Here is a 22,358-nt window from a genome sequence, read left to right on the forward strand (position 1 = left end):
GGAGACCGATGTCTTTCCGCACGATCCCCTCCGCCGACTACGTCGAGGACGTCTCCCCGGGCAGCGGGACCCTGCCGCCCCGTGCCTGGTACGCGTCCTCGGACGCGCGGTCGCTGTCGCTGAACGGCAGCTGGCGCTTCCGTCTGTCGGCCACGGCCGGCGCCGAGGACGACTCGTTCGCCGAGGAGGGCTTCGACGCCGGGGACTGGGCCGAGGTCACGGTCCCCGGCCACTGGGTCCTCCAGGGTGACGGGGCGTTCGGGTCCCCGATCTACACCAACCACCTCTACCCCTTCCCGGTGGACCCGCCGCACGTCCCGACGGAGAACCCGACCGGTGACCACCTGCGCGTCTTCGACCTGCCGTCCGACTGGCCGTCGGACGGCGGGGCGGTGGTGCGCTTCGACGGCGTCGAGTCCTGCGCCCGCGTCTGGCTGAACGGCACCGAGCTCGGCGAGTTCAAGGGGTCCCGGCTGCCGCACGAGTTCGCGGTCGGGCACCTGCTGAGGCCCGGGCGCAACGTGCTCGCGGTCCGGGTCCACCAGTGGTCGGCGGGGTCGTACCTGGAGGACCAGGACCAGTGGTGGCTGCCGGGCATCTTCCGCGACGTGACGCTGCTGCACCGGCCGGCGGGCGCCGTGGGCGACTTCTTCGTGCACGCCTCCTACGACCACACCACCGGCGAGGGCACCCTGCGCGTCGACTCCGACGTCGCCGGGCGGGTGACCGTCCCCGCCCTGGACATCGATGTCGCGACCGGCGAGCCGGTGACCGTCGTGGTCGAGCCGTGGACCGCCGAGACACCGAGGCTCTACGACGGCGTGCTGGCCACCGAGGGCGAGCGGGTGCCGCTGCGCATCGGTTTCCGCACGGTCGTGCTGGAGGACGGCCTGATCAAGGTCAACGGCCGGGCGATCCTCTTCAAGGGCGTCAACCGGCACGAGTGGCACCCGCGCACGGGCCGCGCGCTCGACGTGGAGACCATGCGCGAGGACGTGCTGCTGATGAAGCGGCACAACCTCAACGCCGTGCGCACCTCGCACTACCCGCCGCACCCGGCCTTCCTGGACCTGTGCGACGAGTACGGTCTGTGGGTCGTCGACGAGTGCGACCTGGAGACGCACGGCTTCACCGAGCAGGACTGGCGGGACAACCCGGTCGACGACGACCGCTGGACCCCGGCCCTGCTGGACCGGGCCGCGCGGATGGTCGAGCGGGACAAGAACCACCCGTCGGTGGTGTTCTGGTCGCTGGGCAACGAGGCCGGCACCGGCCGCGGGCTCACCGCCATGGCCGAGTGGATCCGCGCGCGGGACCCCGAGCGGCTGGTGCACTACGAGGGCGACTGGAACTGCCGCGACACGGACGTCTACTCGCGCATGTACGCCTTCCACGACGAGGTCGACAGGATCGGGCGGGGTCTCGACGGCGGCACGCACAAGCGCCGCGCACTGCCGTTCATCCAGTGCGAGTACGGGCACGCCATGGGCAACGGCCCCGGCGGCATCGCCGACTACCAGGAGCTGTTCGAGCAGCACGAGCGGCTCCAGGGCGGGTTCATCTGGGAGTGGATCGACCACGGCGTCGACCACCCGGAGCTGGGCTACGCCTACGGCGGCGACTTCGGCGAGGAGCTGCACGACGGCAACTTCGTCTGCGACGGGCTGGTCTTCCCGGACCGCACGCCGTCCCCGGGCCTGATCGAGTACAAGAAGGTCATCGAACCCGTCCACATCGAGGGCGACGGCACCGACGGCACCGTGCGGATCACCAACAAGCACGACTTCGCCGACCTGTCCGCGCTGGCCTTCACCTGGTCCTGCCAGGTGGACGGCGAGACCGTCGAGTCGGGCCCGCTCACGGTGCCGGCGCTCGCGCCGGGCGAGAGCGCCGAGATCAAGCTGCCCGAGCCGCCCGCCGACGGCCGGGGCGGCGAACGCCAGTGGACGGTGCGGGCGCTCCTCGCGGACGACACCTCCTGGGCGGCGAAGGACCACGTCGTGGCCTGGGGGCAGTTCGCCGTCGGGACCAGGCCGCTGCCGAGCTTCCCCGCGACCGACAAACCCGTGCCCGACGGGGACCGGATCACCCTCGGTCCGGGCGCGTTCGACGCCCGGACCGGGGCGCTGCTCTCGATCGGCGCGGTGCCGGTCGGCGCGGCGCCGCGCCTGGACGTGTGGCGGGCGCCGACCGACAACGACGACGGCGCCGAGTGGCAGTCGGACACCCGCTACGGCCTGCTGTGGCGCGCGCTCGGCCTGCACCGGATGCGGCACCGGCTGGTGTCGGTCGAGGCGGGCGACGACGCCCTGACGGTCCGCAGCCGGGTGGCGCCCGCCGCCCGGGACATCGGCCTGGACGCGGTGTACCGCTGGACGTCCGACGGCGAGCGGCTGCGGCTGTCCGTGTCCGTGACGCCCGAGGGCGACTGGACGGTGCCGCTGCCGCGGCTCGGTGTGCGCTTCGGGCTGCGGGAGGCCGACGGCGTGGAGTGGTTCGGCGGCGGTCCCGGCGAGGCGTACCCGGACACCCGGGCGGCGTCCATGGTGGGCCGCTGGCGGTCGACGGTGGACGGGCTGCAGACGCCGTACCTCCGCCCGCAGGAGAACGGAGCCCGTGCCGACGTCCGGTGGGTGGAGCTCGGCGGGCTGCGGATCGAGGGCGACCCGGAGTTCTGGTTCACCGCGCGGCGCTGGACGACCGAGCAGCTGGACGCGGCCCGGCACCGCACGGACCTGGTGCCCGGCGACACGGTGTGGGTCAACCTCGACCACGGGCAGCACGGCATCGGCTCGCAGTCGTGCGGTCCGGGCCCGCTGCCGCGGTACCACCTGAGGGCGGAGCCGGCCCACTTCTCGTTCGTGTTCTCGACCACCGGGTGAGAAGTCGCTCGATCGACCGGGTGAGAAGTCGCTCGGTCGACCGACACACCGGCCGGCCGGGACTCGCCGCCTACCTCTTCGCGGCGGTCCCGGCCGGCCGGCCCGATCCACGGATGGGGGTGCGCAGGGCGGTCCCGGCGAGCAGCACGCAGGCCGCACCGGCGGCCAGGGCGACCGGGGCCGTGCCCTGTTCCTCGGCGGCCCAGGTGAGCACGGCCGCGCCGATCGGTGCCGCCGCGTACTGGAGGGTCCAGAAGGCGGAGGTGACGCGGCCCAGGAGGTGCTCGGGGGTGACCTCCTGGCGCAGCGACATCGAGCACGTGCCCGCCATGGCGGCGCAGGCGAGGAAGGCGGCGCTCAGGGCGGCCACCACGGGCACGTCCCGGGCCCAGCCGAGACCGGCGAAGGCCAGGCCGCACACCGCGACCGCGCCGGTCCAGGTCGTGCCGAAGCCGAGGCGGCGGCGGACCCGGGCGACCAGCAGGGCGCCGGCGACGGTGCCGAGGGCGCCGGCGGCCATGACGGTGCCGACCGTGCCGTCGTCGTGGCCGAGGTCGTGCTTGAGGTGGTAGATGACCAGGTCGTTCAGGCCCAGAGTGAGGAAGCTGAAGCCGAAGAGGAGAACGGTGAGGGAGCGCAGCACCGGGTGGCCGCGGAGGAAGTCGACGCCCACGCGCAGGTCCCGCCACAGGCCCGTGCGCTCCCCGGTCCGCTCGTCCGGCGGGCGGGGCCGGAACCGTACGAGGAACAGGCACGCCGCCGACACCCCGAAGCTGGCCGCGTTCACGCCCACGGCCGCGGCGGGGCCCGACCAGGCGGCCACCAGCCCGGCGCACAGCGGCCCGAGGACACCAGCGGCGGCGGCCGTGGCGTTCAACCGCCCGTTGGCTTCGGTCAGTCGGGCGGTGCCGACCAGGCCGCGCACGACGGTGACGTAGCCGACCGCGAAGAGCATGCCGACCGCCTCGCACAGCGGCAGCACCACGTACAGCAGCCAGAGCTGCGGGCCGACCAGCCACACCAGCGGGATCACGCCGTACAGGCCCATGCGGACCAGGTCGCAGGCGATGAGCAGGCGGCGCCGGTCCACGCGGTCCACCACCGCCCCGGCGAAGAGGGCCGCCACGACCGACGCCGCCCCGCCCACCGCCGTCAGCAGGCCCATGCGGGCGACCGAGCCCGTGGCATCGAGGACCAGCAGGGGCAGGGCGATCAGCGCGAAGGAGTCGCCCAGCACGGACAGGGTCTGCGCGGCCCAGAAGATCCCGAAGTCCCGCTGCCGCCACAGCGGCCGGGTGCCGGGTGGCACCCGGCCTGCGGAGCCGGCCGTGGTGCCGCCCGGCTCGTCCTCGCGCCGTGCCGCCTCGTGCGTCATGCCGCCTCCCCGTGTCCCGCGTCCCTCGGACTCCCCGCTGTCCCATGGTTCCAGCGGCGGCCGCACGATGGACGACACGATGGAGACCGTCACGTGACCGAGCACTTCCGGCTCCTGCCCGGGCCGCGGCGCATCCCGGCCGGCGGCGACCCGGCCGTGCGGTGCGGTCCGTTCACCGCCGTGGAGGAGGCGGCGCGCCGGGCCGGGCACGACCGGGTGCTCGACCCCCGGGCGCGGACCCGGAGTTGCCGCGGCGGTCCTCGAACGCCTCAGTGGTCCGCGCAGCACGGGGTCGGGTCGGGCACCTCGAAGGGGACGAGGGTGCCGCCCGCGGCGGGCATCGCGGTCAGCACCAGTTCCCCGTCCTGCCACTGCGGGCGCACGTGGTCCCGGGTCGCCAGCGGTGTGCCGGGCCCGGGCGGGTCCGGCGTGCCGAGGACGGTCACACGGTCGATCGCGGACCGGGCCAGCAGGTCCGCGATCGTCAGCGTGCCGGTGAGCGACGCGGCACCCGGGTAGAGCACCGCACGCCCCACCCGGTCCGGAAGGCCGGGCGCCACCGCGTGTCCCAGGCCCGAGAGCCGCTCCACGGCGGTGCGCTGGAGCGGCTCAGCGGGCAGGGCGAGGGACAGCACGACCCGGGGACGCTCGCCCCGCACCAGGTGGGTGCAGCCGAACACGTCCTCGGGAAAGGCGAGTTCGGCTGCCAGGGTGTGCAGCAGGTGGTCGGCGGCGGGCAGTTGCCCGAGGCCCGGGTCGACCGTGAGGGTGTACGGCGTCACGAGGGCAGGACCCACACCGGGTTGGTGTAGAACCACAGGTCGCGCCACGGGTCGGCGTCGCCGACGACGTCGAGCGCGGGGCCCGCCGGGTCGACGGCCGCGCCCATGGCGCCGACGGCGGACCGGTTGCCGTCGGTGCCGCGCAGCCGGAGGTACACGGGCCGGTCCACGCGGCCGAGGTCGAGGGTGAGGCGGACGGTGCCGGTGGCCTTGCTGACGTCGTACGCCCTGACGACCTTCGCGGTCGGGGCCGTGAAGGTGTCCCGGTCGGCCACGGGCCCGGTCACCTCGCCCTGGATGACGTCGACACGGGCCAGCTCGGGCAGGAAACCGGCCCAGTTGGGGCCGCCGGCCGGGGTGACGTCGACGGTGAGCGTGACCCGGGTGCCCTTCTTCACGTGCAGCGCGCCGCCGAGCGTGGCCCGGCGGCCGCCGCCCGTCACGCGCACGTCCACGGCGTCGACGAGCTGCCCGTGGTCGACCCAGACGCGGCCGGCGCGGATGCCGTCCATCACGGCGGCGTAGGAGAAGCCGTCGGCGCCCACGTGGGTGCGGCTGTACTGGCCGGGCCAGTAGTCGCCCTGGGTGACGTCGATCTTCCCGCCGTACACGGGGTCCGGGTAGCGGCCGTCGGCGTTGAAGTCGCCGCCGGGACCGCGCACGGCGGTGTCCGCGTAGACCTGGTGGGAGTCGGAGTTGGCGGTGATCCACCAGGGCTTGCCCTCGGCGAGGAGGCTGTCCCACAGGCCGCCGACGGTGGCGGTCATCCAGTCGAACCCGCCCCAGGTGCGGTAGCTCTCGGGCGGGTACCCGGGGAAGGAGTTGGCGCCGGGGCTGTTGTCGTAGATGCCGCGGGCACGGCCCATGCCGAGCGGGGCGGGCAGGCCGGCGGCCTGGTGGCCGGGGGCGCCCTCGAAGCCGACGGCGATCTGCCGGCCGGAGCCGGTGGCGTCGCGCCAGGCGCGGATCTCGTGCGGGGAGTCGACGCCGCGCCGGGCCGGGTGGTTGGCGAGCATCAGGGCGTCCTCGACCTTGCGGCGCCTGACCTGGTCGGCGAGGAAGTTCAGACCCGCGACGGCGAGCGCCTCGTTGGCCGGTGTGGAGTCGGAGGCGTTCTTGACGCTGCCGTCGTAGTCGGTCTCGAACTGCTTGAGGACGGCGACCTCGTTGCGGCCGGGGTGCACGAAGACGGTGCCGTGCTCGGCGGCCGGGATGTTCCACTCCAGGCCCTGGAAGACGAGGGTGTCGCGGTGGGCGGCGCGGGCCGCCCGGATGTCGGGGTTGACCTTCTCCACGCCGATCCTCGCGTGGGTGGCGCTGCCGTGGTCGGTGATGACGAGCCAGTCCATGCCGTGCTTGGCGCCCTGGCGGACCTGGTCGACGACGCGGTACTTGCCGTCGCTGCTGTACTGGGTGTGGATGTGGTGGTCGCCGGCGAGCCACAGGAAGCCGTCCCGGCGGCGGCCTGCGGCCGCGGCGGCGGGCGCGGCCGGGGTGAGGACGCTGCCGGCCGCGAGCCCCGCGCCGAGCAGCCCGGCGCGGCGCAGCAGCGAGCGGCGTGAGGCCTGCTCGGGGGTGAGGGCCTCGTCGGGGACGGAGGTGTCGAAGGCGGCGGGCAGGGCCTGTGCGGCCTCGTGCTCGTGGTCGTGCCCGTGGTGGTGATGGCCGTGTGCGTGCCCGTGTCCCATGAAGCGCCTCCTGTGTGCCGCCGGTACGGCGGCTGCCTCCCGCGGCGCGTGATCACGCCGCGTGTGGAGGATCGAGGCGAAACGTGAACGTTGAACGACTGGGGGGTGAGCGGCGGGCGGCCCCGGCACGGCGGGCTGTCCCCGTCCGTCACTGTTCTCTCGACTCCCCTTGTTCGTCACACTGATGGGCACACAACCTGAGCATCGTTCAGGTTCCGTCGCGCCTCCCCGACCGGAGAGACCCCCACCATGAGACGACTCCTCGGCACCCTCACCGCCGCCGCCCTGGCCCTCGGCGGACTCACCGCCGCCACCGCCACCCCCGCGGCGGCGGCCACCGCGGCCACCGGCTCCTTCACCGTGCTCACGTACAACATCGCCGGGCTCCCCCTCGGCCTCGGCGACAGCGACCCCGAGACCAACACCCCGCTGATCGGGCAGCGGCTCGGGCCGTACGACATCGTGAACGTGCAGGAGGACTTCAACTACCACGCGTCGCTGTACGCCCACGACCAGCACCCGTACCGCACGGCGACCAGCGGCGGCGCGGCCTTCGGCGACGGCCTCAACACCCTGTCGGACCTCCCCTTCGAGGACTTCCAGCGGGTGAGGTGGAACGACTGCACCGGCACCAACTGCCTGACGCCCAAGGGCTTCACGCTGGCGCGGGTCCGCCTGGCCGAAGGCGCCTACGTCGACCTGTACAACGTCCACACCAACGCCGACTCGACCGAGGAGGCGCTGGCCGCGCGCCGGGCCAACATCGAGCAGCTCTCCGACTTCGTGCGGGCGAACTCCTCGGGCAACGCGGTGATCGTCATGGGCGACACCAACACCCGGTACACGCGCACCGGCGACAACATCCGCACCCTGCTGACGGAGAACGGCCTGACCGACGCGTGGGTCGAGCGGGTGCGCGGCGGCACCCCGCCGGCGCAGGGCTCCGACGCGCTGCTGTGCGACGCGGTGGCCCCGGCGGACGACTGCGAGGTGGTGGACAAGGTCCTCTACCGCGGCAGCGCGCTCGTGGACCTCACCGCCACCCGGTACGCCAACGACTGGCGCTCCTTCCTCCGCTCCGACGGCAAGCACCTCTCCGACCACTTCCCGCACACGGTCGGCTTCTCCTACGCCCTCGATCCGGCGCTGCGCGCGAGCGACTTCTTCGGCGGCCCGCACGGCACGGCGTTCAACGACGCGGACGACCTGCCCGCGGCCCTGGCGCCCCGCACCCTGACCCTGCGCGGCGACGCCCGCCTGGACGCGCTCTCGCTCACCCACGACGACGGCACGGTCCTCGCCCACGGCGGCACGGGCGGCACGGCCAGGTCGCTGACGCTGGCGCCCGGCGAGCACCTGACCACCGTGCGGCTGACGCAAGGGCAGAAGGACGGCCGTACCCGCATCTTCTCGGCGTCCTTCACCACCGACCGGGGCCGCACCCTGTCCGCCGGCACGCCCACGTCCGACGCGCGGACCTTCACCGCACCGGCCGGCCGGCGGATCGTCGGCTTCACGGGCCGGGCGGGCTCCGAGATCGACAAGCTGGGCGTGATCCACGCGCCCGTGAGCTGAGCGGCGGGCACCGGCCGGCGGCACCCGGGACGGCCGCGCCCCCGGCGGTCCCGGACGCCGCCACGGCAGCACGGCCCGCGCCGAGGCCGCCGCGCCGTACCCGGGTGCCGGGCCGCGCCGACCGCCGGACCGCGCCGTACCCGGCCACCGGACCGCGTAGCCCTCCGGACCGCGCCATACCCGGCCACCGGGCCGTGCCGTACCCGGGTGCCGGACCGCGTAGGCCTCCGGACCGCGCCGTACTCGGGTGCCGGGCCGACCCGTACCCGACCGCCGGGCCGACCCGGGCCCGGCCGCCGGGCCGTGCCGGCCTCCGGGCCGTGCCGTACCCGGGGACCGGGGCGCGTGCGCCCGGTCCCCCGGTCCCCGGCTCGGCGCCCGCTACGATCACACGGCCCCAGCCGACACGGCCCCGTCCGAGAGGGAGGTCCGAGACCCATGCCCAGAGCCGGCCTCACCCCGGACCGTCTCGTCGCGGCGGCGGCCGACCTCGCCGACGAGGCCGGGTTCGAGCACGTCACCCTGTCCGCGCTGGCCCGCCGCTTCGGCGTGAAGGACGCGAGTCTGTACTCGCACGTCAGGAACCTGCGGGATCTGCGCACCCGCATGGCCCTGCTCGCGGGCTCCGAGATGATCGACCGGATCGCGGCGGCGGTCGCCGGGCGCACCGGCCGGGACGCGCTCGCCGCGTTCGCCGCCGCGTACCGGGCCTACGCCCTGGAGCACCCCGGCCGCTACGCGGCGACCCAGCTCCCCCTGGACCAGGCCCTGGTCGCCGACTCCCCCGCCCTGCGCCGCACCGCCGAGGTGACCTACGGCATGCTCCGCGCCTACGGCCTGGAGGAACCCGACCTCACCGACGCCGTGCGTCTGCTGCGCAGCGCCTTCCACGGCTACTGCGCCCTGGAGTCCACCGGTGCCTTCGGCGCGCCCCGGGACGTGCAGGCCTCCTGGGACAAGGCGATCGACGCCCTGCACGTGCTGCTGCTCAACTGGCCGCGCGAGGAGGGGACGCCCGGCGCGTGACGGAACCGGCCCGTTCGGCAGTGGAGGCTCGTCCCCTCGGCCGGACCCGGTCAGCCGGGCGGTGGGAGCAGCCCCGCCACGTCGCCGTACGAGGGTGTCGTCCCGCCCGGCGTCCGGCCCGCCCGGATGTCGGCCGCCGCCTCCAGCGCCGCGCCCAGCGCCCTGCGGTACAGCAGGGAGCCGAGGCTGATCCGGCGGGCCCCCGCCCCGGCGAGCTGCCGGACGGGCGGGCCGGCGGGTGTGTAGAGGACGTTGAGGGGGACGTCCAGGTGACGGACCAGGGCGGCGATGCGGTACGGGTCGGTGAGGCCGGGGACGAACACGCAGTCCGCGCCGGCTTCCTGGTAGGCGTCGAGGCGGCGGAGCGTGTCCGCGCCGTCGCCGTCGCCCAGCCAGTGCGTGTCGGTGCGGGCGTTGACGAAGAGCGCGGGAACGGCCCGTTTGACGGCGGCGATCTTCGCAGCCGTGTGCGCGGCGGGCCCGAGGCCGTCCTCCAGGTTGATCCCGGCGGCGCCGACGGCGTACAGCTCGCGTGCGAACTCCGCGACCTCGTCCGGGTCGTCGCCGAAGCCGCCCTCGGCGTCGACGGACAGCAGCAGCGGCTGCGAGCCGAGGGCGAGGGCCAGCCGGAGCGTCTCCTCGCGGGTCGCGGCCACCGCGTCGGGCAGGCCCGCGACGGCGGCCACGCCGAGGCTCGTCGTCGCCACCGCCCGGAACCCCTGCCCGGCGAGGGCCCGTGCGGAGGCGTAGTCCCACGCGTTGGGCAGCAGCAGTGGCTCCTCGCGGTGGTGGAGCGCGGCGAATTCGGTGCCGGGCGGGGTCCGCCGGGGATGCTCGGTCATGCCGCCACGCTAGGCCCGGATCGTTTCGGCCCACGCCGAACAACGGCCGTCCGCGCGGGCCGGTCCCGTGCACGCCCGATGGCCGTGCCCGCCCCTGCCGCAGCGCGGGGCACGCCGGCGCACCCCGGGCCGGCCGCCCCTGTAGGCCGGCCCCCGTACGCCGGCGCCGGGCCGCGTCAGTGCACGCGCACCCCGGCCTCGTCCAGCCGGAGCCGCACCTCGGGCCCCTCGCTCCAGCGGACCGTCAGCGCGCCCTCCCCGTCCTCGCCGACGCTCACCGTCCCGGCCAGCGGCAGGGGGTCCGGTTCGGCGGTGAGCCGGGCCAGCGCGACGAACAGGGTGGCGTCCCCGGTGGTGACGCCGGTCAGGCCGGCGTCCAGGCGGACGGCGGGCAGGATCTCCGCGCGGACGCCCTCCGGGGCGCTCCACCCGGTCACGCGCACCGTCGTGCCCGGCTCGGCACCCACGACCAGGTGGGCGCGGACCTCCACCGCCCCGCGCGCCAGCACCACGCTCGTCACCCTCGCTCCCCCGCCCGCCGTGTGCCGCGAGGCCGCCCAGCCCTCGCCGGTGCCCAGCGGCTCGATCCCCGTGCGGCCCGGGTCGCCGCCCACGATCACGCTGTTGTCGTACGCCTGCGTGGGGGCCGTCACCGTGGAGTAGGCGAGGCGTGTGTAGTACGGGTCGTAGCGGACGTCCTCGCTGCCGTGGTTGTGGAGGCGGACGACGCCGTCACCACGGGTCGACTGCAGCAGCCAGTTGGGCGGTCCGACGGGGGTGACGGCGTCCTCGCGCCCGGCCGGTCCGGGGCGTTCGGCCGCCGTCCACACCTCGTGCTCCGGCGGCAGGAGCAGGCCGAGGAAGCCCTTGCTCGCCCAGTACGGGGAGGCCGGGCCCGAATAGCCCTGCAGGACGGACGGGTCGGGGCCGTGCCAGCCGAGGGTCAGCAGGCCCCGGTCGTCGACGGCGCCCCGCTCCAGGAAGTACCGCAGCGCGCCCGACGCCAGACGCCGGGTCTCGCCCGGCTCCAGCGGCGTGCGGCCGGTCAGCGCGCCCAGCCACAGCGGGGCGGTCGTCGCGAAGCGGTAGGTCAGGGAACGCCCCTGGTGCATCGGGGCGCCGTCGCCCCCGAACAACCGGGCGTAGTCGTCGAGATGCCGCTCCAGGCGGCTCCCGTACAGCTCCAGCAGGCGCTCGTCCCGCTCCAGCCAGGCGTGCAGCACGGGGTAGAGGTGCATCGCCCAGCCGTTGTAGTAGTCGTACTTGCGGCCGTCGCCGTCGGTGTACCAGCCGTCGCCCCTGTACCACTGCTCGATGCGTTCCAGGCCGCGGTCGATCGCCGCGCGGGACGCCTCCGGCTCGTGGCCGGTCTCCGCGAGGAAGCCGCCGACCGTGAGGGGGAACAACTCCCAGTTGCAGGGCCAGGGTTCGGCCGTGAGCGCGTCGGCAAGCCAGGCCGCCGCGCGCTGCCGCACACCGTCGTCGAGGCGGTCCCAGAGCAGGTCGCGGGTCAGGCGCAGGGCCAGGGCGACGGACGCGGCCTCCACCAGGGGCTGGCCGCGGTCCTCGATGCGCGGCCAGACGCCCGACACCCCGGCCGCGAGACCGGCCGCGTAGCGCTCCAGGGCCTTCTCGTCGCGGCGGAAGGCGGCCAGCAGCAGGGTGCGCGCGTACCCCTCCAGACCGTCGGAGAGGCGGCCGGACCAGCTGGTGCGGTCGCCGGGCAGGTGGTACAGCGCGCGGTCCTCGGACGCGTAGGGCTCGACGGCGGCGAGCAGGGCGTCGGCGGCCGCCTCCCAGTGGGCGCGGGTGTAGCCGGTGAACGGGGACGCCGTGCGGTCGGCGGGGGGCAGCTGCATCGGTTCTCTTCCGTGCTCGGACCGGTCGGACTGATCGGGCCTGGAGCGCCCCGGTTCCGGTCGGGGCGCCCCAGGGGCTCATCCCACCCGCACCGTGCCCCGGGGCACCAGGTGCCGGGTGACGAGTTCGTCGCGGACCAGACCCGCGTAGACGGTCGCACCGCGCACGGAGGTGTGGGTGTTGTCCCGCGCCTCGTCGGTGAGGTACAGCGCCTTGGACGCCTCCACGCCCAGGGCCTCCACGAGCGCCTTGGTCTTCGCCGTGAGGTCGATCAGCGGCACGTCCCGCGCGGCGGCCACGGAGCGGACGACCGCGGGGTGGTCGACGCCCTGGCCGTTGACCAGGAGGGCGGTTCCGTTGTTCAGCGTGCCGTCGGCGTTGAACCAGCGGCGCACGATCGGAGTGACAAGGACCGGCTGTCCGCCCCGCTCCCGCACGCCCGCCACCAGGGTCTCCAGGTTGGCCCGGTAGGTGGCCTCGTCCGTGGTCTTGTCGTTGTGGGCGAGCTGGACGAGCACCAGGTCGCCGGGGCGGATCAGGGGCCGTACGGTGGCCCACAGCCGCGGGTTCCCCAGATACGACACCGTACTCTCCCCGGAATCGGCGTAGTTGGCGACGGAGACACCGCCGCGGAGGTACTGGGGAAGCTGCTGTCCCCAGCCGGAGTACGGGGCGCCGGGCTGGTCGCAGACGGTGGAGTCGCCGACCAGGAGGATCCGGCGGGCGTGTCGGGCCGGGGTGACCCGGAGGCCGGCGAGTGCGGGAGCGGACCCGCCGATCCGCAGGTCGAGGCCGGGAGTTCCGTCGGGACCGGTGGGCTCGCCCTCGGGGGTGCGGACGTCCACGGTGAAGCGCCGGGTGACGCGCTCCCCGGCGGGGACGGCCGTCTCGGGCAGCAGGGCGCGGCGGGTCTCGCCGCTGACGCTGGTGCCGGACGCGGCCGCCCCGCCGAGGGTGACCCGCACGTCGTAGGTGCCCGGCGGCAGGTCGAAGTGGCAGACACCGGCGGTGCACGGCGCGGGGCCCGCGGGGGTTCCGGCCGAGGGTGCGGCCGGTGCGGCCGGTGCGGCGGTTCCCAGGGCCACGGCCGTCACGACGGCGATGCTGAGACGTCTCACGCGCGGCTCCACTGCTGGTTGGTTCCGCCGTTGCACGTGTACGTGATGATCGCGGCGCCGTTGGCGGTGGATCCGCCGTTCACGTCCAGGCACTCGCCGCTCGCCCGTGACCTGACGTTCAGGTGGGAGCCGGTGGTGGTCAGCGACCACTGCTGGCTCGGGGCGGAGGCGTCGCAGTTCTCCTGCGTGACGGTGTTCGCGTTCTCCTGCACGCACAGCGAGCTGTTCCTGACCATCAGCTGGTAGGAGCCGCCGCCGACGGACCTGAACCAGTACTTCTGGTTGGCGCCGCCGTTGCAGTCGTACTGCTTGAGCTGGGCGCCCTGCCACAGCGACTGGCTCGTGACGTCCGCGCACCTGGAGGAGTGGCGGGCGATCAGCGTGCTGTAGGTGGCACTGGTGCCGGAGACGGTCCCGGCGGCGGTGTCGACGGTGATCTCCGGCGACCAGGACATGGACATCGTGGTCGAGTCGGAGAAGGCCAGCGGCAGCCACACGTACCGCGAGTCGTTGACGGTGCCGCCGAAGGAGTTGCCCCAGCGGTCGCCCAGGTACAGGTAGGAGGTGCCCGAGGCGCCCTGCACGGGCAGGACGAACGCGGTCTGCGAGCCGTACGTCGTCGCGTCGCCGATGTTCCTCATGGCCGACCAGGGCCCGGCGATGTTCGTGGCGGTGGCGTACTGCTGCTGGTTGGGGTTCCAGCCCGTCGCGCCCGAGGTCAGCATGAAGTACACGCCGTTCCGCTTGAACAGGGCGGGGGCCTCGCGGTGGCCGCCGGGCCAGGGGTTGGCGACCAGGCCTGCGATGCCGGTGTAGTCGGCGGTGAGGCGGTAGATCTGCAGGTCGTAGTTCTCGCGGGCGGCGGAGATCATGTAGCCGGCGCCGTCGGTGTCGGTGAAGACCGTGATGTCGCGGGACATGTGCCGGCCGAGCGGCCGGAAGCTGCCCTTCCAGGTGTAGTTCCCGTCGACGGTGTCGGAGACGGCGACGGCCGCGCGGGCCTCGCTGTAGTCGCTGCCGTTCTCCTTGTGCATCCACATCACGAACGTGCCGGTGGCCGCGTTGTACATGACCTTCGGCCGCTCGATGTTGGCGGTGGCGAGCTCCGGGTCGCTCGCCTCGGTCAGGACGTGGTTGCGGAACTCCCAGTTCTTCAGGTCGGTCGAGCGGTAGGCGTCGACGTAGCGGAAGGTGTTGTCGGCGTTGCGGTGCTCGCCGAACCAGTAGTAGTAGGAGCCGACCTTGAGGACCCCACCGCCATGGGCGTGGACGGGGTTTCCCGAAGTGTCCCTGAACTGGGTGCCGTTGGTGATCGTCTGGGGCGCGGCCCGGGCGGGCCCGGCGGTGGCGAGCGTGCCGAGCAGGCCGAGGCACAGGGCGAGCAGGGCGGCGTACGCGCGTCTCATGTCAGTCACCCGCCCTGGCCGTGTCGGCGACCGGTATGCCGAAGTCGGGGGTGCCGTCCGCCTTCCAGCCGAGCTTCTGCACCCGGGTGTGGCGGTTGGGGTCGTCCAGCGGGTCGCCGTCGATCTCCTTGTACGGGCGGACGTGGTAGACGAGCACGTCGGTGCGGCCGTCCTCGGCGACCGTGAAGCAGTTGTGGCCGGGGCCGTACTGCTTCGTCGTGTCGTTGCTGGTGAAGACCGGGACGGGCGACTTGGTCCAGCTCAGCGGGTCCAGCAGGTGGCTGTCGGTGTCGGCGGTCAGCAGGCCCACGCAGTAGTGCGCGTCGGTGGCGCTGGCCGAGTAGGTCATGAACAGGCGACCGTTGCGCTTGAGGACGTACGGGCCCTCGTTCACCTTGAAGCCGATGCACTCCCAGTCGTACTCCGGGGTGGAGAGCCGCACCTGCGGGCCCTTCAGGGTCCACGGGTTCGCCATCTCGGACAGGAAGATGCCGGTGTTGTTGTCCATGCCGGGCTCGTGCTGCGCCCAGGCGAGGTAGCGCCTGCCCCGGTGGGTGAAGGTGGTGGCGTCCAGCGAGAACGTCTCCCAGGCGGTCTTGACCTGTCCCCGCTCCACCCAGGTGCCGCGGAAGGGGTCGGGGTGGGCGTTCTCCAGCACCCAGACGCGGATCGCCCAGACGTCCTCGGCGGGCGCGGAGGCGAAGTAGACGTACCACTTGCCGCCGATGCGGTGCAGTTCGGGCGCCCAGATGTGGGCGCCCATCGGACCGGTGGCGTGGGCGCGCCAGATGACGGACTCGGCCGCCGTGCCGAGGCCGTCGAGGGTGCGGGAGCGGCGCAGGACGATGCGGTCGTACTCGGGGACGGTGGCGGTGAAGTAGTAGTGGCCGTCCTTGTGCCGGTGGATGTGCGGGTCGGCGCGGTTGCGGACGAGCGGGTTGGCGAAGGGGGCCGGCCCGGACGGCCGGTCGTGCCCGGCCGTCCGGGCGACGGCGGGGGCGGCGGGGACGGCGGCCAGGGCTCCGGCGGCGCCGGCGGCTGCGGCGCCCTTCAGCAGCAGCCTGCGGCTGGGGGGTTCGGGCAGAGCGGGGTCGCGGCTCATGCGGCCTGCCTCTCATGGGGGGAACACACCACGTGGTGCGAGATGCCGATACGTTCGACCTTTCGAACACCATCTGTAATAACGAACGCCGAAAAGGTAAGGGGGTGGCACGGGGAGGTCAACGGGTCCGACGGGACCAGTCGTTCGGCGGTGCTGCGCCCTCGCACCGGACCGGCCGGCTCCGGCCGGTGGGCCTCACAGCTCGGACCGCCCCCACAGGCCGACCTCCACCTCGTCCCCGACGGCGACGGAGCCGGGCCTGAGCACGGCGTACTTCGCGCCGAAGGCGACACCGCCCCGGGCCGCCCGCCGGTAGCCGGCGAGGGTGCGCAGCGGCTCCGGACCCGCCCTGACCCCCTGGTCCTGGTCGACCAGGACCACGGCGCAGCGGATGGCGAGCTTGGCGTAGCCCAGTTCGGCGCCGCCGACGCGCAGGAGACGGGCGCGGTCCTCGGTGTGGGGCTCGTCCCAGCCGTCGACGACGAGGTTGGGGCGGAAGCGGCCGACCGGCAGCGGCCGGACGCCGCGTTCGGCGAGGGCGCGGTCCAGCAGGTCGAGCGTGGCCCGGGAGAGGACGTGCACGGCACAGCTGTCGGCGTAGCCGGAGGTGCCGGGTGTCATGCCGTCGGTCACCCGGTGGTGTTCCGGCGGTACGCGCACGAGCCGGCTGCGCGCCCCCAGCACCTCGGAGAACCAGGCCGCCGCCTCGTCGCCCTGGTCGATGCCCCGGTAGGCCGTTCCGAACAGGTCGACCGCCCGCCGGGGGCCGGACGTGCGGACCGGGAGGCGGAGGGACCCGGCCCCGGGTGCGGTGAGCGTGAGGTGCGCCCCGTCGGGGGACACGGCGGGGCGGACGACGGCCAGGCGGGGATCGCGGCGCTGCGTGCGGTACCCGCCCTCCTCGCTCACCACCATGAAGCTGCGGTCGTGCACCGGCCCGGCCGGGGTCAGCACCGTCTCGCGCGCCGACGTCCCGGCGCACCCCTTGACGGGGTAGTACAGCAGGTCGGTCACCCGGGCCATGACCCCTCCGTCCCGTCGCGCGCGGTCAGCGTCCGCTCGGGGCCGGCGGGAAGCCCAGCCGCGGAGCCAGGACTCTGGCCTCCGCCGCCCATTCGGCCAGGTACGCCAGCGTCAGGCCCCGTTCGCGGAAGCGGAGTTCGGCCGGCACGGCGTCCGCGCCGCCGTACGCCACCGGCGCCTCGTCCGCCCGGGCCGGCATCAGCGCGGTGAGCCGGTCGTACTTCACGGCGGAGGCGCACACGCCGAGGCGGACGAGGTGTTCGTCACCGCGCCAGCCGCTCGTGCGCAGGCCGTGAAGATAGGCGTCGTAGGCCGCCTTGGTCAGACCGGGGAGTTCCTCGGCGGGCAGGAAGTGGTCGAGGACGGATCCGGGGAGGTAAGTGCCGAGGTCCTCGCCGAAGGCGCCGTCGCCCGTGCAGGCCCAGTCCAGCAGGACGCTGGTGCCGGGGCCGCCGGAGAGGACGTTGGCCGGCCACTGGTCGAGGTGGGACAGGGCGCGCGGGAGGGACTCCATGACCGTCAGGAACCACTCGCGGTCGTGCCGCAGACGGACCATGTCCGCGCGCAGGCCGGGCGGGAAGTGCCGCCGGACCAGGGGGTGCCGCCACGCCTCGTCGTCGTCCAGCAGGTCCTCGCCCGTGACCTTGCCCGCCGTGCGGTCCCGCAGGAAGCGCTGCGACAGCCACGGCAGGTCCTCCCCCGCGCCGACCGCTCCCTGCGCGGCGCCGAGCCGGTAGGCGTGCTCCACGTGGCGGGCCGGGGACCAGGAGGTGGCCGGGGTGCCCGGCACGTCCTCCAGCCACAACGCCACGTCCCCGTCGGCTCGTTCGACGCACTCCAGCAGCCGGGGCGCCCGGATGCCGTGCCGTTCCCAGATGCGGGCCAGCCCGGACCGGTAGACGTAGGCCTCCCGGCGCCAGAAGTTCCAGTGCCGCGGGTCGTTCGAGGCCGCCCACGCGACGCCGGTCTCCCTCGTCCGCGTGAGCACCTTCAGCACGGCCGTGCGGCCGCCGCCGGCGACCCGCCACACCCCGGCCGTGACGCCGTTGGAGGGGTTGTGCGTGAGCGGTTCGCACACCGCCCGGGCCGCCGGGACCCCCAGCACCTCACGTACTTCGGCATCTGCGACAGCGACCTCGGGCATCCCCCGATGCTATGCCGCCGCCCCGGCCCTGTCCCGGTGTCCCCACAGCCACACGTACACCGGAATCCTGGCGAACAGGAAGAGCACGCCTGCTTCCGGGGCGGAGTACCCCCTTCCACGCCTTCAGTAGCTCTGCGGCCTTCCGCAGCAGTCGGTGTACCGGGGTCTGATCAGCGAGATCCCATGACACGCCGCGACCCGGCCCTTCAGCGAGAGGAACCCGAACCGGGTCGAAGTGTTTTGGAAGTGATCAGGACAGCACCGCGAGGAGCACGAGAACGCAAAGGATGCCGACGATCCACAGGGCCACGGTCTTCAACGGGGAGGGAGTGGCGAGCGGAGCTGTGGGCCGGGTGGCCTCCTCACGGGCGCGGGCCTCACGCTCCCGCTTCAGTTCCTCCTCAGCCTTCCGCGCCAGTCGTTCCCGCTCCTCCCGGGCCTCACGGATGAGCCGGGGTGCGCGCAGGGCCGCTTCAAGCTCCAGGTCTTTCTGGCGCTGTTGCAGCGGTGTAAGTGAGTTGTAGTCGTACGACACAGAGTCTTCGTACCCCGGCGAGCCCTGACCGCCATATGCGATGTCGTGGCCCATGTCGATGAACTGCTGGTGCTCCACGGAGCGTCGCGCCATCTCTGCTTCTTCTTCGGCGTAACTCATGTACTCGTCCTCACACCTGGCGGATCCTCAGTGTCCAGTGGCTGAAAGATCACCTCAAGTTCGGACGTCTATATTTTTCATCGCGGAACGAGTCAAATCCTGTTGCTCCGGGCGGAAGCAAGTCGGCCCCGTTCCGGCTGGCTCCATCGCCCTCAGAGCTGTTCAGACTCCGCTGATGCGCCACGGGGCCGATGGATCGGCGAGCGTGTCGAGAATCAGTTCACACCAGGTGACGGCTGCGTTGACCGTCAGGCGAGCGTGACGGAGACTCCCAGCCCGGACGGTACGCTCGCCTGGCCGTGGCCGCTACCAAAGCCCTGGTTGCGCAACTCGGCGACACCCACGGCGATGTTCACCGAACCGGAAAGAATCTTCTTCACAGCCTTGCTGCCGTCTGGGCCGTCCGAAGCCGAAGCTGCGTCGAGCTTCAGCACCTTCTGGACCGTGCTAATCAGTGAGGGAAGCGCGGCGTTCCTGTCGACCTCGATACTCAGCTCCCGGAGGGCCGTCTTAGCCGTGGCCTCGATGAGCTGCTTGGCCGCACCGATGGCCCCGTGAGGGTCGGTCGTCAGGTCACGCCGGATGCGCTCCAGCTCGATCGTGATGCCCGAGGCGTCGCTCAGTGTGCTGAGGTCTCGAGCCAGCACAGGCGGGGTGGACCAGGAGATCCGACCCTCCTTGTCAAGCGCGAACCCGTCACGCTCCAGGCGGACTCGGATGTCGTCCAGCCACTTCGGGGTGCCCTGCTGATCGGGATCCCGGTACGCGCGGATGAAGTCCTCGAAGACCAGGAGCGCACGCCGGACCTGATCCGAATCAGACCAGTCCACGCCCTCCGCATAGAGCATGAACTCGGTCCGCCGCTGGCCCGGGTCCTGATACTTCAGCTCATCTGGCGGGATGGGAGCGAACCCGTGGTCCTCCCACAGCTCAGCCACGATACGGACGGTCAGGTCCGTGGCCAGGGAGCGGAAGGCGTTACCTTCGCCGCAGACGGTGACCAACTTGATCGGACGGCTGCGGAATAACAGCTCGGATCCCTCGCCGGCGCAGCTGCCCACGGATCGCACGCGACGAATACGCTCGATCCGCCAGGAGGGCCTCCGGACGCGTCCTGGGTCTGCCACGTCCGCTCCGCGGAACGCGGATGCCAGCCATGACGGCCTCGAAGGCCGGCGCGTCACCTTCCTGGCCTGCGGTGACGTGGGGGGGCCAGGGGTCGTGCATAGCTGTCGCTGGCGAGATGGACTTTCGTGCTCAGGCCGCCGCGGGAGCGTCCATGATCGTCTTGTTCGGAGCGGTCCGCAGCCCGAGCAGCACTGCGTCGGCGTACGGCCGCTGCATCAGGCTGCGGCCACAGTGGCGCGCGGCACGGTCAGGGGCGTATCCAAGGCTGACGCTGGCTGAGAAAACGCCTGAGCGTACAGGTCACGGACGTGCAAGCGCACATCGTTCAATATCTGACGAGTTCGCAACCCAAATTGCCGACTGCCCCGGGATGCGTCAACAGTCCAACGGCGTAACGATGGAAAGGTAAGGCGTGGCGTGGTCGCTACGCCTGGCTGGAAAGGTCGTGATGCCAGTGTCTGCCGACTCCAAGCTGTCTGAGGCGATCCTCGCTGAGCTAGATGAGACTGAGGCGCGTTTTCGAGAGGTGCAGATGAAGGCTCGTCAGCAACTTTCGGGGGAGGATGATGGTGGTGGCGGGAGCACTCGCTGCTTCAGATGCAGTTGCCCTTTCTACGAGTCGCCTAGCTCTGGGCACTCGGTCATCTGCTCTCGTTCCACCTGTCGTCATGGTTTCACCTCACACGACGTTTTCTAGTTCGCGAGATCATGCCTGATCAACGATCGCGGCCATCCCTGTACACCTCGCGGACAGCCGAATCGCTGCGTAGTCCGGACCTGAGATGCATTCGGCGGCGGTCGGATGCGGAGCGAGGTCGGTCGGATTCAGTCCCGTCAGACTCGGCGGTCGCACTGATCGTCGTATACGTCGTCGTCCTCGTCTTCATCGGTGCCGCCTCGCTCTCGTCGTCTTCGACTCGTTGGAAGCCGTGCTTCTGGTCGGCAGCAAGCGAGCAGGGGTGGACCTGACCTGAGGCATCATGGCAACCGACCTGGCTGCCAATTGGTATGCGGTCTACTCCATCCAGCACAGCAACCTGTCCGCCCAGCCGGGTCTTCAGCGGCTCACCGCCTTCGCCACAGCACCATCTGAAACGACGTCTTATGCCTCAGACCTCGTCCTCGAACTCATTTTCGTCCGCGATTTCCTCGATCTCATCGATCAGATCGGGGCGGCGGAACTGCACGTCGCTATCCCGGATCCAGCGGTACGACCAGTCGACCTCGCTGGTGATGCCCCTGATGCTGTCGGGCGGGAGGACCTTCTTCGCCTCCCGGATCGCTGCCTCTACAGCAGCCTTAGTACGCTGCGCGCGCCCGTTGATAGTGGATCGTCGATCCCTCGGTTTGAAGGTCGAAGTCGATGGTGATCGTCAGATGCTTCGGAGCAGGTGCCTTGGGCATGTCCCCCCTCGGGTCGGTTTGCAGCTCATGAGGACCTCTACGTAACCGACGACCGCGACGGCCAGGGTAACGATGCTGACCCAGCACATCGTCCAGTACGACCAAGTCGACAGGAACCCGGCGAAGTCCCGGAACGCGTCGCGCGGGTAGACGGACAGAGGGCCTGGCGGCGGCGAGGCCGAAGGTGCGGCGGGGGGCGGGTGCCGGGGCGCCGGGCGGTCCCGTCGATGCGGCGCCCTCGGACGGTGGCGCAGCGGGTTCGCGGCCTCGGGGACTGTCATGGGTGTTCCTTGACGAGCGGAGCGGGTGGGGGGCTCGTGATCGCAACCCGGCGCCCCACATGCTGATCACTCTGTTCACGGCCTGGACAACGACGGCTGGGGTGCCGCAGGGGACGTCGACTACCGTCGACCGCATGACCAGCGCCCTCACCCTCGCCGAAGCCCTCGCCACCGGGACGGTCGTCCTGGACGGCGGCATGTCCAACCAGCTGGAGTCGGCCGGGCACGACCTGAGCGACGAGCTGTGGTCCGCGCGGCTGCTCGCCGAACAGCCGGAGGCGGTCACCGAGGCGCACCTGGCCTACTTCCGGGCGGGCGCGGACGTGGCGATCACGGCCAGCTACCAGGCCACGTTCGAGGGCTTCGCCCAGCAGGGGATCGACCACGACCGGGCGGCCGGGCTCATGGCGCTGAGCGTGGAGTCGGCGAGGGAGGCGGCACGCCGGGCCCGTGCCTCCAGGCCCCTGTGGGTGGCGGCCTCGGCGGGTCCGTACGGGGCGATGCTCGCGGACGGCTCGGAGTACCGGGGCCGGTACGGCCTGACGGTGGACGAGCTGGAGCGTTTCCACCGCCCGCGCCTGGAGGTGCTCGCCACGGCCCGCCCCGACGTCCTCGCCCTGGAGACGGTCCCGGACGCCGACGAGGCCGCGGCGCTGCTGCGGGCGGTGCGCGGTCTCGGGGTCCCGGCCTGGCTGACGTACTCGGTCGCCGGCGACCGCACCCGGGCCGGACAGCCCCTGGAGGAGGCCTTCGCCCTGGCCGCCGAGGCGGACGAGGTGATCGCGGTCGGCGTGAACTGCTGCGCACCCGAGGACGTCGAGCCCGCGGCGGCGACTGCGGCACGGGTGACGGGCAAGCCGGTCGTCGTCTACCCCAACAGCGGCGAGACCTGGAACGCCACGGCCCGCACCTGGTCCGGCCGCTCCACCTTCACCCCCGACCAGGTGCAGCGCTGGCGCGAGGCGGGCGCCCGCCTGATCGGCGGGTGCTGCCGGGTGGGGCCGGAGGCGATCTCGGGGATCGCGGGGGTACTGGCGGCGGCGTGACGCCTGCGCCGGCCACGAGCG

Annotated in this window: 17 protein-coding genes and 2 pseudogenes; 5 read left to right on the forward strand and 14 right to left on the reverse strand. The window is 72.8% G+C overall.

Translation table 11 applies throughout. The features are described from left to right. Window positions 1–8 precede the first annotated feature (8 nt). Entirely contained in the window at window positions 9–2,882 is a 2,874-nt protein-coding gene (locus ACPXCS_RS08030; RefSeq protein ID WP_425944665.1) for a glycoside hydrolase family 2 TIM barrel-domain containing protein, read from the forward strand. 70 nt (window positions 2,883–2,952) lie between these two features. Here ACPXCS_RS08030 and ACPXCS_RS08035 read toward each other — a convergent pair whose 3' ends face one another. The 3 genes from ACPXCS_RS08035 to ACPXCS_RS08045 form a co-directional block, all read right to left on the reverse strand. After that, the gene (locus tag ACPXCS_RS08035; RefSeq protein ID WP_425944666.1) at window positions 2,953–4,257 is read right to left on the reverse strand and encodes an MFS transporter; all 1,305 of its coding nucleotides are present in this window, start codon (window positions 4,255–4,257) and stop codon (window positions 2,953–2,955) included. A gap of 269 nt (window positions 4,258–4,526) precedes the next feature. After that, window positions 4,527–5,054, reverse strand: a complete 528-nt coding sequence (locus tag ACPXCS_RS08040; protein WP_425944667.1) for a hypothetical protein — start codon at window positions 5,052–5,054, stop codon at window positions 4,527–4,529. Continuing rightward, window positions 5,036–6,727, reverse strand: a complete 1,692-nt coding sequence (locus ACPXCS_RS08045; protein WP_425944668.1) for a PHP domain-containing protein — start codon at window positions 6,725–6,727, stop codon at window positions 5,036–5,038. Before ACPXCS_RS08045 ends, ACPXCS_RS08040 begins: the two co-directional genes overlap by 19 nt. A gap of 249 nt (window positions 6,728–6,976) precedes the next feature. Here ACPXCS_RS08045 and ACPXCS_RS08050 point away from each other — a divergent pair, with 249 nt between their 5' ends. Both ACPXCS_RS08050 and ACPXCS_RS08055 read left to right on the forward strand, forming a co-directional pair. Next, window positions 6,977–8,302 carry a jacalin-like lectin gene (locus ACPXCS_RS08050; RefSeq protein WP_425944669.1) on the forward strand — a complete coding sequence of 442 codons (1,326 nt, stop codon included), beginning with the start codon at window positions 6,977–6,979 and terminating at the stop codon, window positions 8,300–8,302. A 438-nt stretch (window positions 8,303–8,740) separates the two neighbouring features. Then, the gene (locus ACPXCS_RS08055; protein WP_425944670.1) at window positions 8,741–9,328 is read left to right on the forward strand and encodes a TetR/AcrR family transcriptional regulator; all 588 of its coding nucleotides are present in this window, start codon (window positions 8,741–8,743) and stop codon (window positions 9,326–9,328) included. Between the two features lie 50 nt (window positions 9,329–9,378). On the opposite strand, the gene ACPXCS_RS08060 is transcribed toward ACPXCS_RS08055, so the two are convergent. From ACPXCS_RS08060 to ACPXCS_RS08105, 10 genes and pseudogenes are all read right to left on the reverse strand, one after another. Then, window positions 9,379–10,170 (reverse strand): isocitrate lyase/PEP mutase family protein, encoded by a 792-nt coding sequence (locus ACPXCS_RS08060; protein ID WP_425944671.1) that lies wholly within the window; start codon window positions 10,168–10,170, stop codon window positions 9,379–9,381. A gap of 176 nt (window positions 10,171–10,346) precedes the next feature. Further along, a complete protein-coding gene (locus ACPXCS_RS08065; RefSeq protein WP_425944672.1) occupies window positions 10,347–12,029 on the reverse strand; it encodes a DUF2264 domain-containing protein in 1,683 nt (560 codons plus the stop codon). A 78-nt stretch (window positions 12,030–12,107) separates the two neighbouring features. Continuing rightward, window positions 12,108–13,148, reverse strand: a complete 1,041-nt coding sequence (locus tag ACPXCS_RS08070) for a rhamnogalacturonan acetylesterase (protein WP_425944673.1) — start codon at window positions 13,146–13,148, stop codon at window positions 12,108–12,110. Then, on the reverse strand, window positions 13,145–14,554 hold the full coding sequence (locus tag ACPXCS_RS08075; RefSeq protein ID WP_425944674.1) for an RICIN domain-containing protein: 1,410 nt from the start codon (window positions 14,552–14,554) through the stop codon (window positions 13,145–13,147). Before ACPXCS_RS08075 ends, ACPXCS_RS08070 begins: the two co-directional genes overlap by 4 nt. Before the next feature lies 1 nt (window position 14,555). Then, the gene (locus ACPXCS_RS08080) at window positions 14,556–15,656 is read right to left on the reverse strand and encodes a glycoside hydrolase family 43 protein (protein ID WP_425944675.1); all 1,101 of its coding nucleotides are present in this window, start codon (window positions 15,654–15,656) and stop codon (window positions 14,556–14,558) included. Window positions 15,657–15,851: 195 nt separating this feature from the next. After that, a complete protein-coding gene (locus tag ACPXCS_RS08085) occupies window positions 15,852–16,679 on the reverse strand; it encodes an MOSC domain-containing protein (protein ID WP_425944676.1) in 828 nt (275 codons plus the stop codon). 25 nt (window positions 16,680–16,704) lie between these two features. Then, window positions 16,705–17,823: an aminoglycoside phosphotransferase gene (locus tag ACPXCS_RS08090; RefSeq protein ID WP_425944677.1), complete on the reverse strand. Its 1,119-nt coding sequence runs from the start codon at window positions 17,821–17,823 to the stop codon at window positions 16,705–16,707. Window positions 17,824–18,073: 250 nt separating this feature from the next. Then, window positions 18,074–18,478, reverse strand: a complete 405-nt coding sequence (locus ACPXCS_RS08095) for a hypothetical protein (RefSeq protein WP_425944678.1) — start codon at window positions 18,476–18,478, stop codon at window positions 18,074–18,076. 248 nt (window positions 18,479–18,726) lie between these two features. Then, window positions 18,727–19,326, reverse strand: a complete 600-nt coding sequence (locus ACPXCS_RS08100; RefSeq protein ID WP_425944963.1) for an abortive infection family protein — start codon at window positions 19,324–19,326, stop codon at window positions 18,727–18,729. Window positions 19,327–19,462: 136 nt separating this feature from the next. After that, window positions 19,463–19,850: pseudogene (locus ACPXCS_RS08105) on the reverse strand (transposase); the annotation flags it as partial. Window positions 19,851–20,586: 736 nt separating this feature from the next. On the opposite strand from ACPXCS_RS08105, the gene ACPXCS_RS08110 reads away from it, so the two are divergent. Then, window positions 20,587–20,976: a hypothetical protein gene (locus ACPXCS_RS08110; protein ID WP_425944679.1), complete on the forward strand. Its 390-nt coding sequence runs from the start codon at window positions 20,587–20,589 to the stop codon at window positions 20,974–20,976. A 60-nt stretch (window positions 20,977–21,036) separates the two neighbouring features. Here the strand turns inward: ACPXCS_RS08110 and ACPXCS_RS08115 are convergent. Then, window positions 21,037–21,186: pseudogene (locus ACPXCS_RS08115) on the reverse strand (amino acid permease); the annotation flags it as partial. Between the two features lie 239 nt (window positions 21,187–21,425). Here ACPXCS_RS08115 and mmuM point away from each other — a divergent pair. After that, window positions 21,426–22,337, forward strand: coding sequence for a homocysteine S-methyltransferase (gene mmuM / locus ACPXCS_RS08120; protein ID WP_425944680.1), 912 nt, complete (start codon window positions 21,426–21,428; stop codon window positions 22,335–22,337). The last annotated feature ends 21 nt before the right edge of the window (window positions 22,338–22,358 follow it).

This window comes from Streptomyces sp. DT190 (assembly GCF_049846985.1).
GTDB lineage: Bacteria > Actinomycetota > Actinomycetes > Streptomycetales > Streptomycetaceae > Streptomyces.

Bases quoted from the DNA above. Each gene is read 5' to 3' on its own strand.
- ACPXCS_RS08030 (WP_425944665.1), top strand. From the start codon at position 9: ATGTCTTTCCGCACGATCCCCTCCGCCGACTACGTCGAGGACGTCTCC.
- ACPXCS_RS08035 (WP_425944666.1), bottom strand. From the start codon at position 4,257: ATGACGCACGAGGCGGCACGGCGCGAGGACGAGCCGGGCGGCACCACG.
- ACPXCS_RS08045 (WP_425944668.1), bottom strand. From the start codon at position 6,727: ATGGGACACGGGCACGCACACGGCCATCACCACCACGGGCACGACCAC.
- ACPXCS_RS08050 (WP_425944669.1), top strand. From the start codon at position 6,977: ATGAGACGACTCCTCGGCACCCTCACCGCCGCCGCCCTGGCCCTCGGC.
- ACPXCS_RS08055 (WP_425944670.1), top strand. From the start codon at position 8,741: ATGCCCAGAGCCGGCCTCACCCCGGACCGTCTCGTCGCGGCGGCGGCC.
- ACPXCS_RS08060 (WP_425944671.1), bottom strand. From the start codon at position 10,170: ATGACCGAGCATCCCCGGCGGACCCCGCCCGGCACCGAATTCGCCGCG.
- ACPXCS_RS08065 (WP_425944672.1), bottom strand. From the start codon at position 12,029: ATGCAGCTGCCCCCCGCCGACCGCACGGCGTCCCCGTTCACCGGCTAC.
- ACPXCS_RS08075 (WP_425944674.1), bottom strand. From the start codon at position 14,554: ATGAGACGCGCGTACGCCGCCCTGCTCGCCCTGTGCCTCGGCCTGCTC.
- ACPXCS_RS08080 (WP_425944675.1), bottom strand. From the start codon at position 15,656: ATGAGCCGCGACCCCGCTCTGCCCGAACCCCCCAGCCGCAGGCTGCTG.
- ACPXCS_RS08085 (WP_425944676.1), bottom strand. From the start codon at position 16,679: ATGGCCCGGGTGACCGACCTGCTGTACTACCCCGTCAAGGGGTGCGCC.
- ACPXCS_RS08090 (WP_425944677.1), bottom strand. From the start codon at position 17,823: ATGCCCGAGGTCGCTGTCGCAGATGCCGAAGTACGTGAGGTGCTGGGG.
- ACPXCS_RS08095 (WP_425944678.1), bottom strand. From the start codon at position 18,478: ATGAGTTACGCCGAAGAAGAAGCAGAGATGGCGCGACGCTCCGTGGAG.
- ACPXCS_RS08100 (WP_425944963.1), bottom strand. From the start codon at position 19,326: ATGCTCTATGCGGAGGGCGTGGACTGGTCTGATTCGGATCAGGTCCGG.
- ACPXCS_RS08110 (WP_425944679.1), top strand. From the start codon at position 20,587: ATGGCAACCGACCTGGCTGCCAATTGGTATGCGGTCTACTCCATCCAG.
- mmuM (WP_425944680.1), top strand. From the start codon at position 21,426: ATGACCAGCGCCCTCACCCTCGCCGAAGCCCTCGCCACCGGGACGGTC.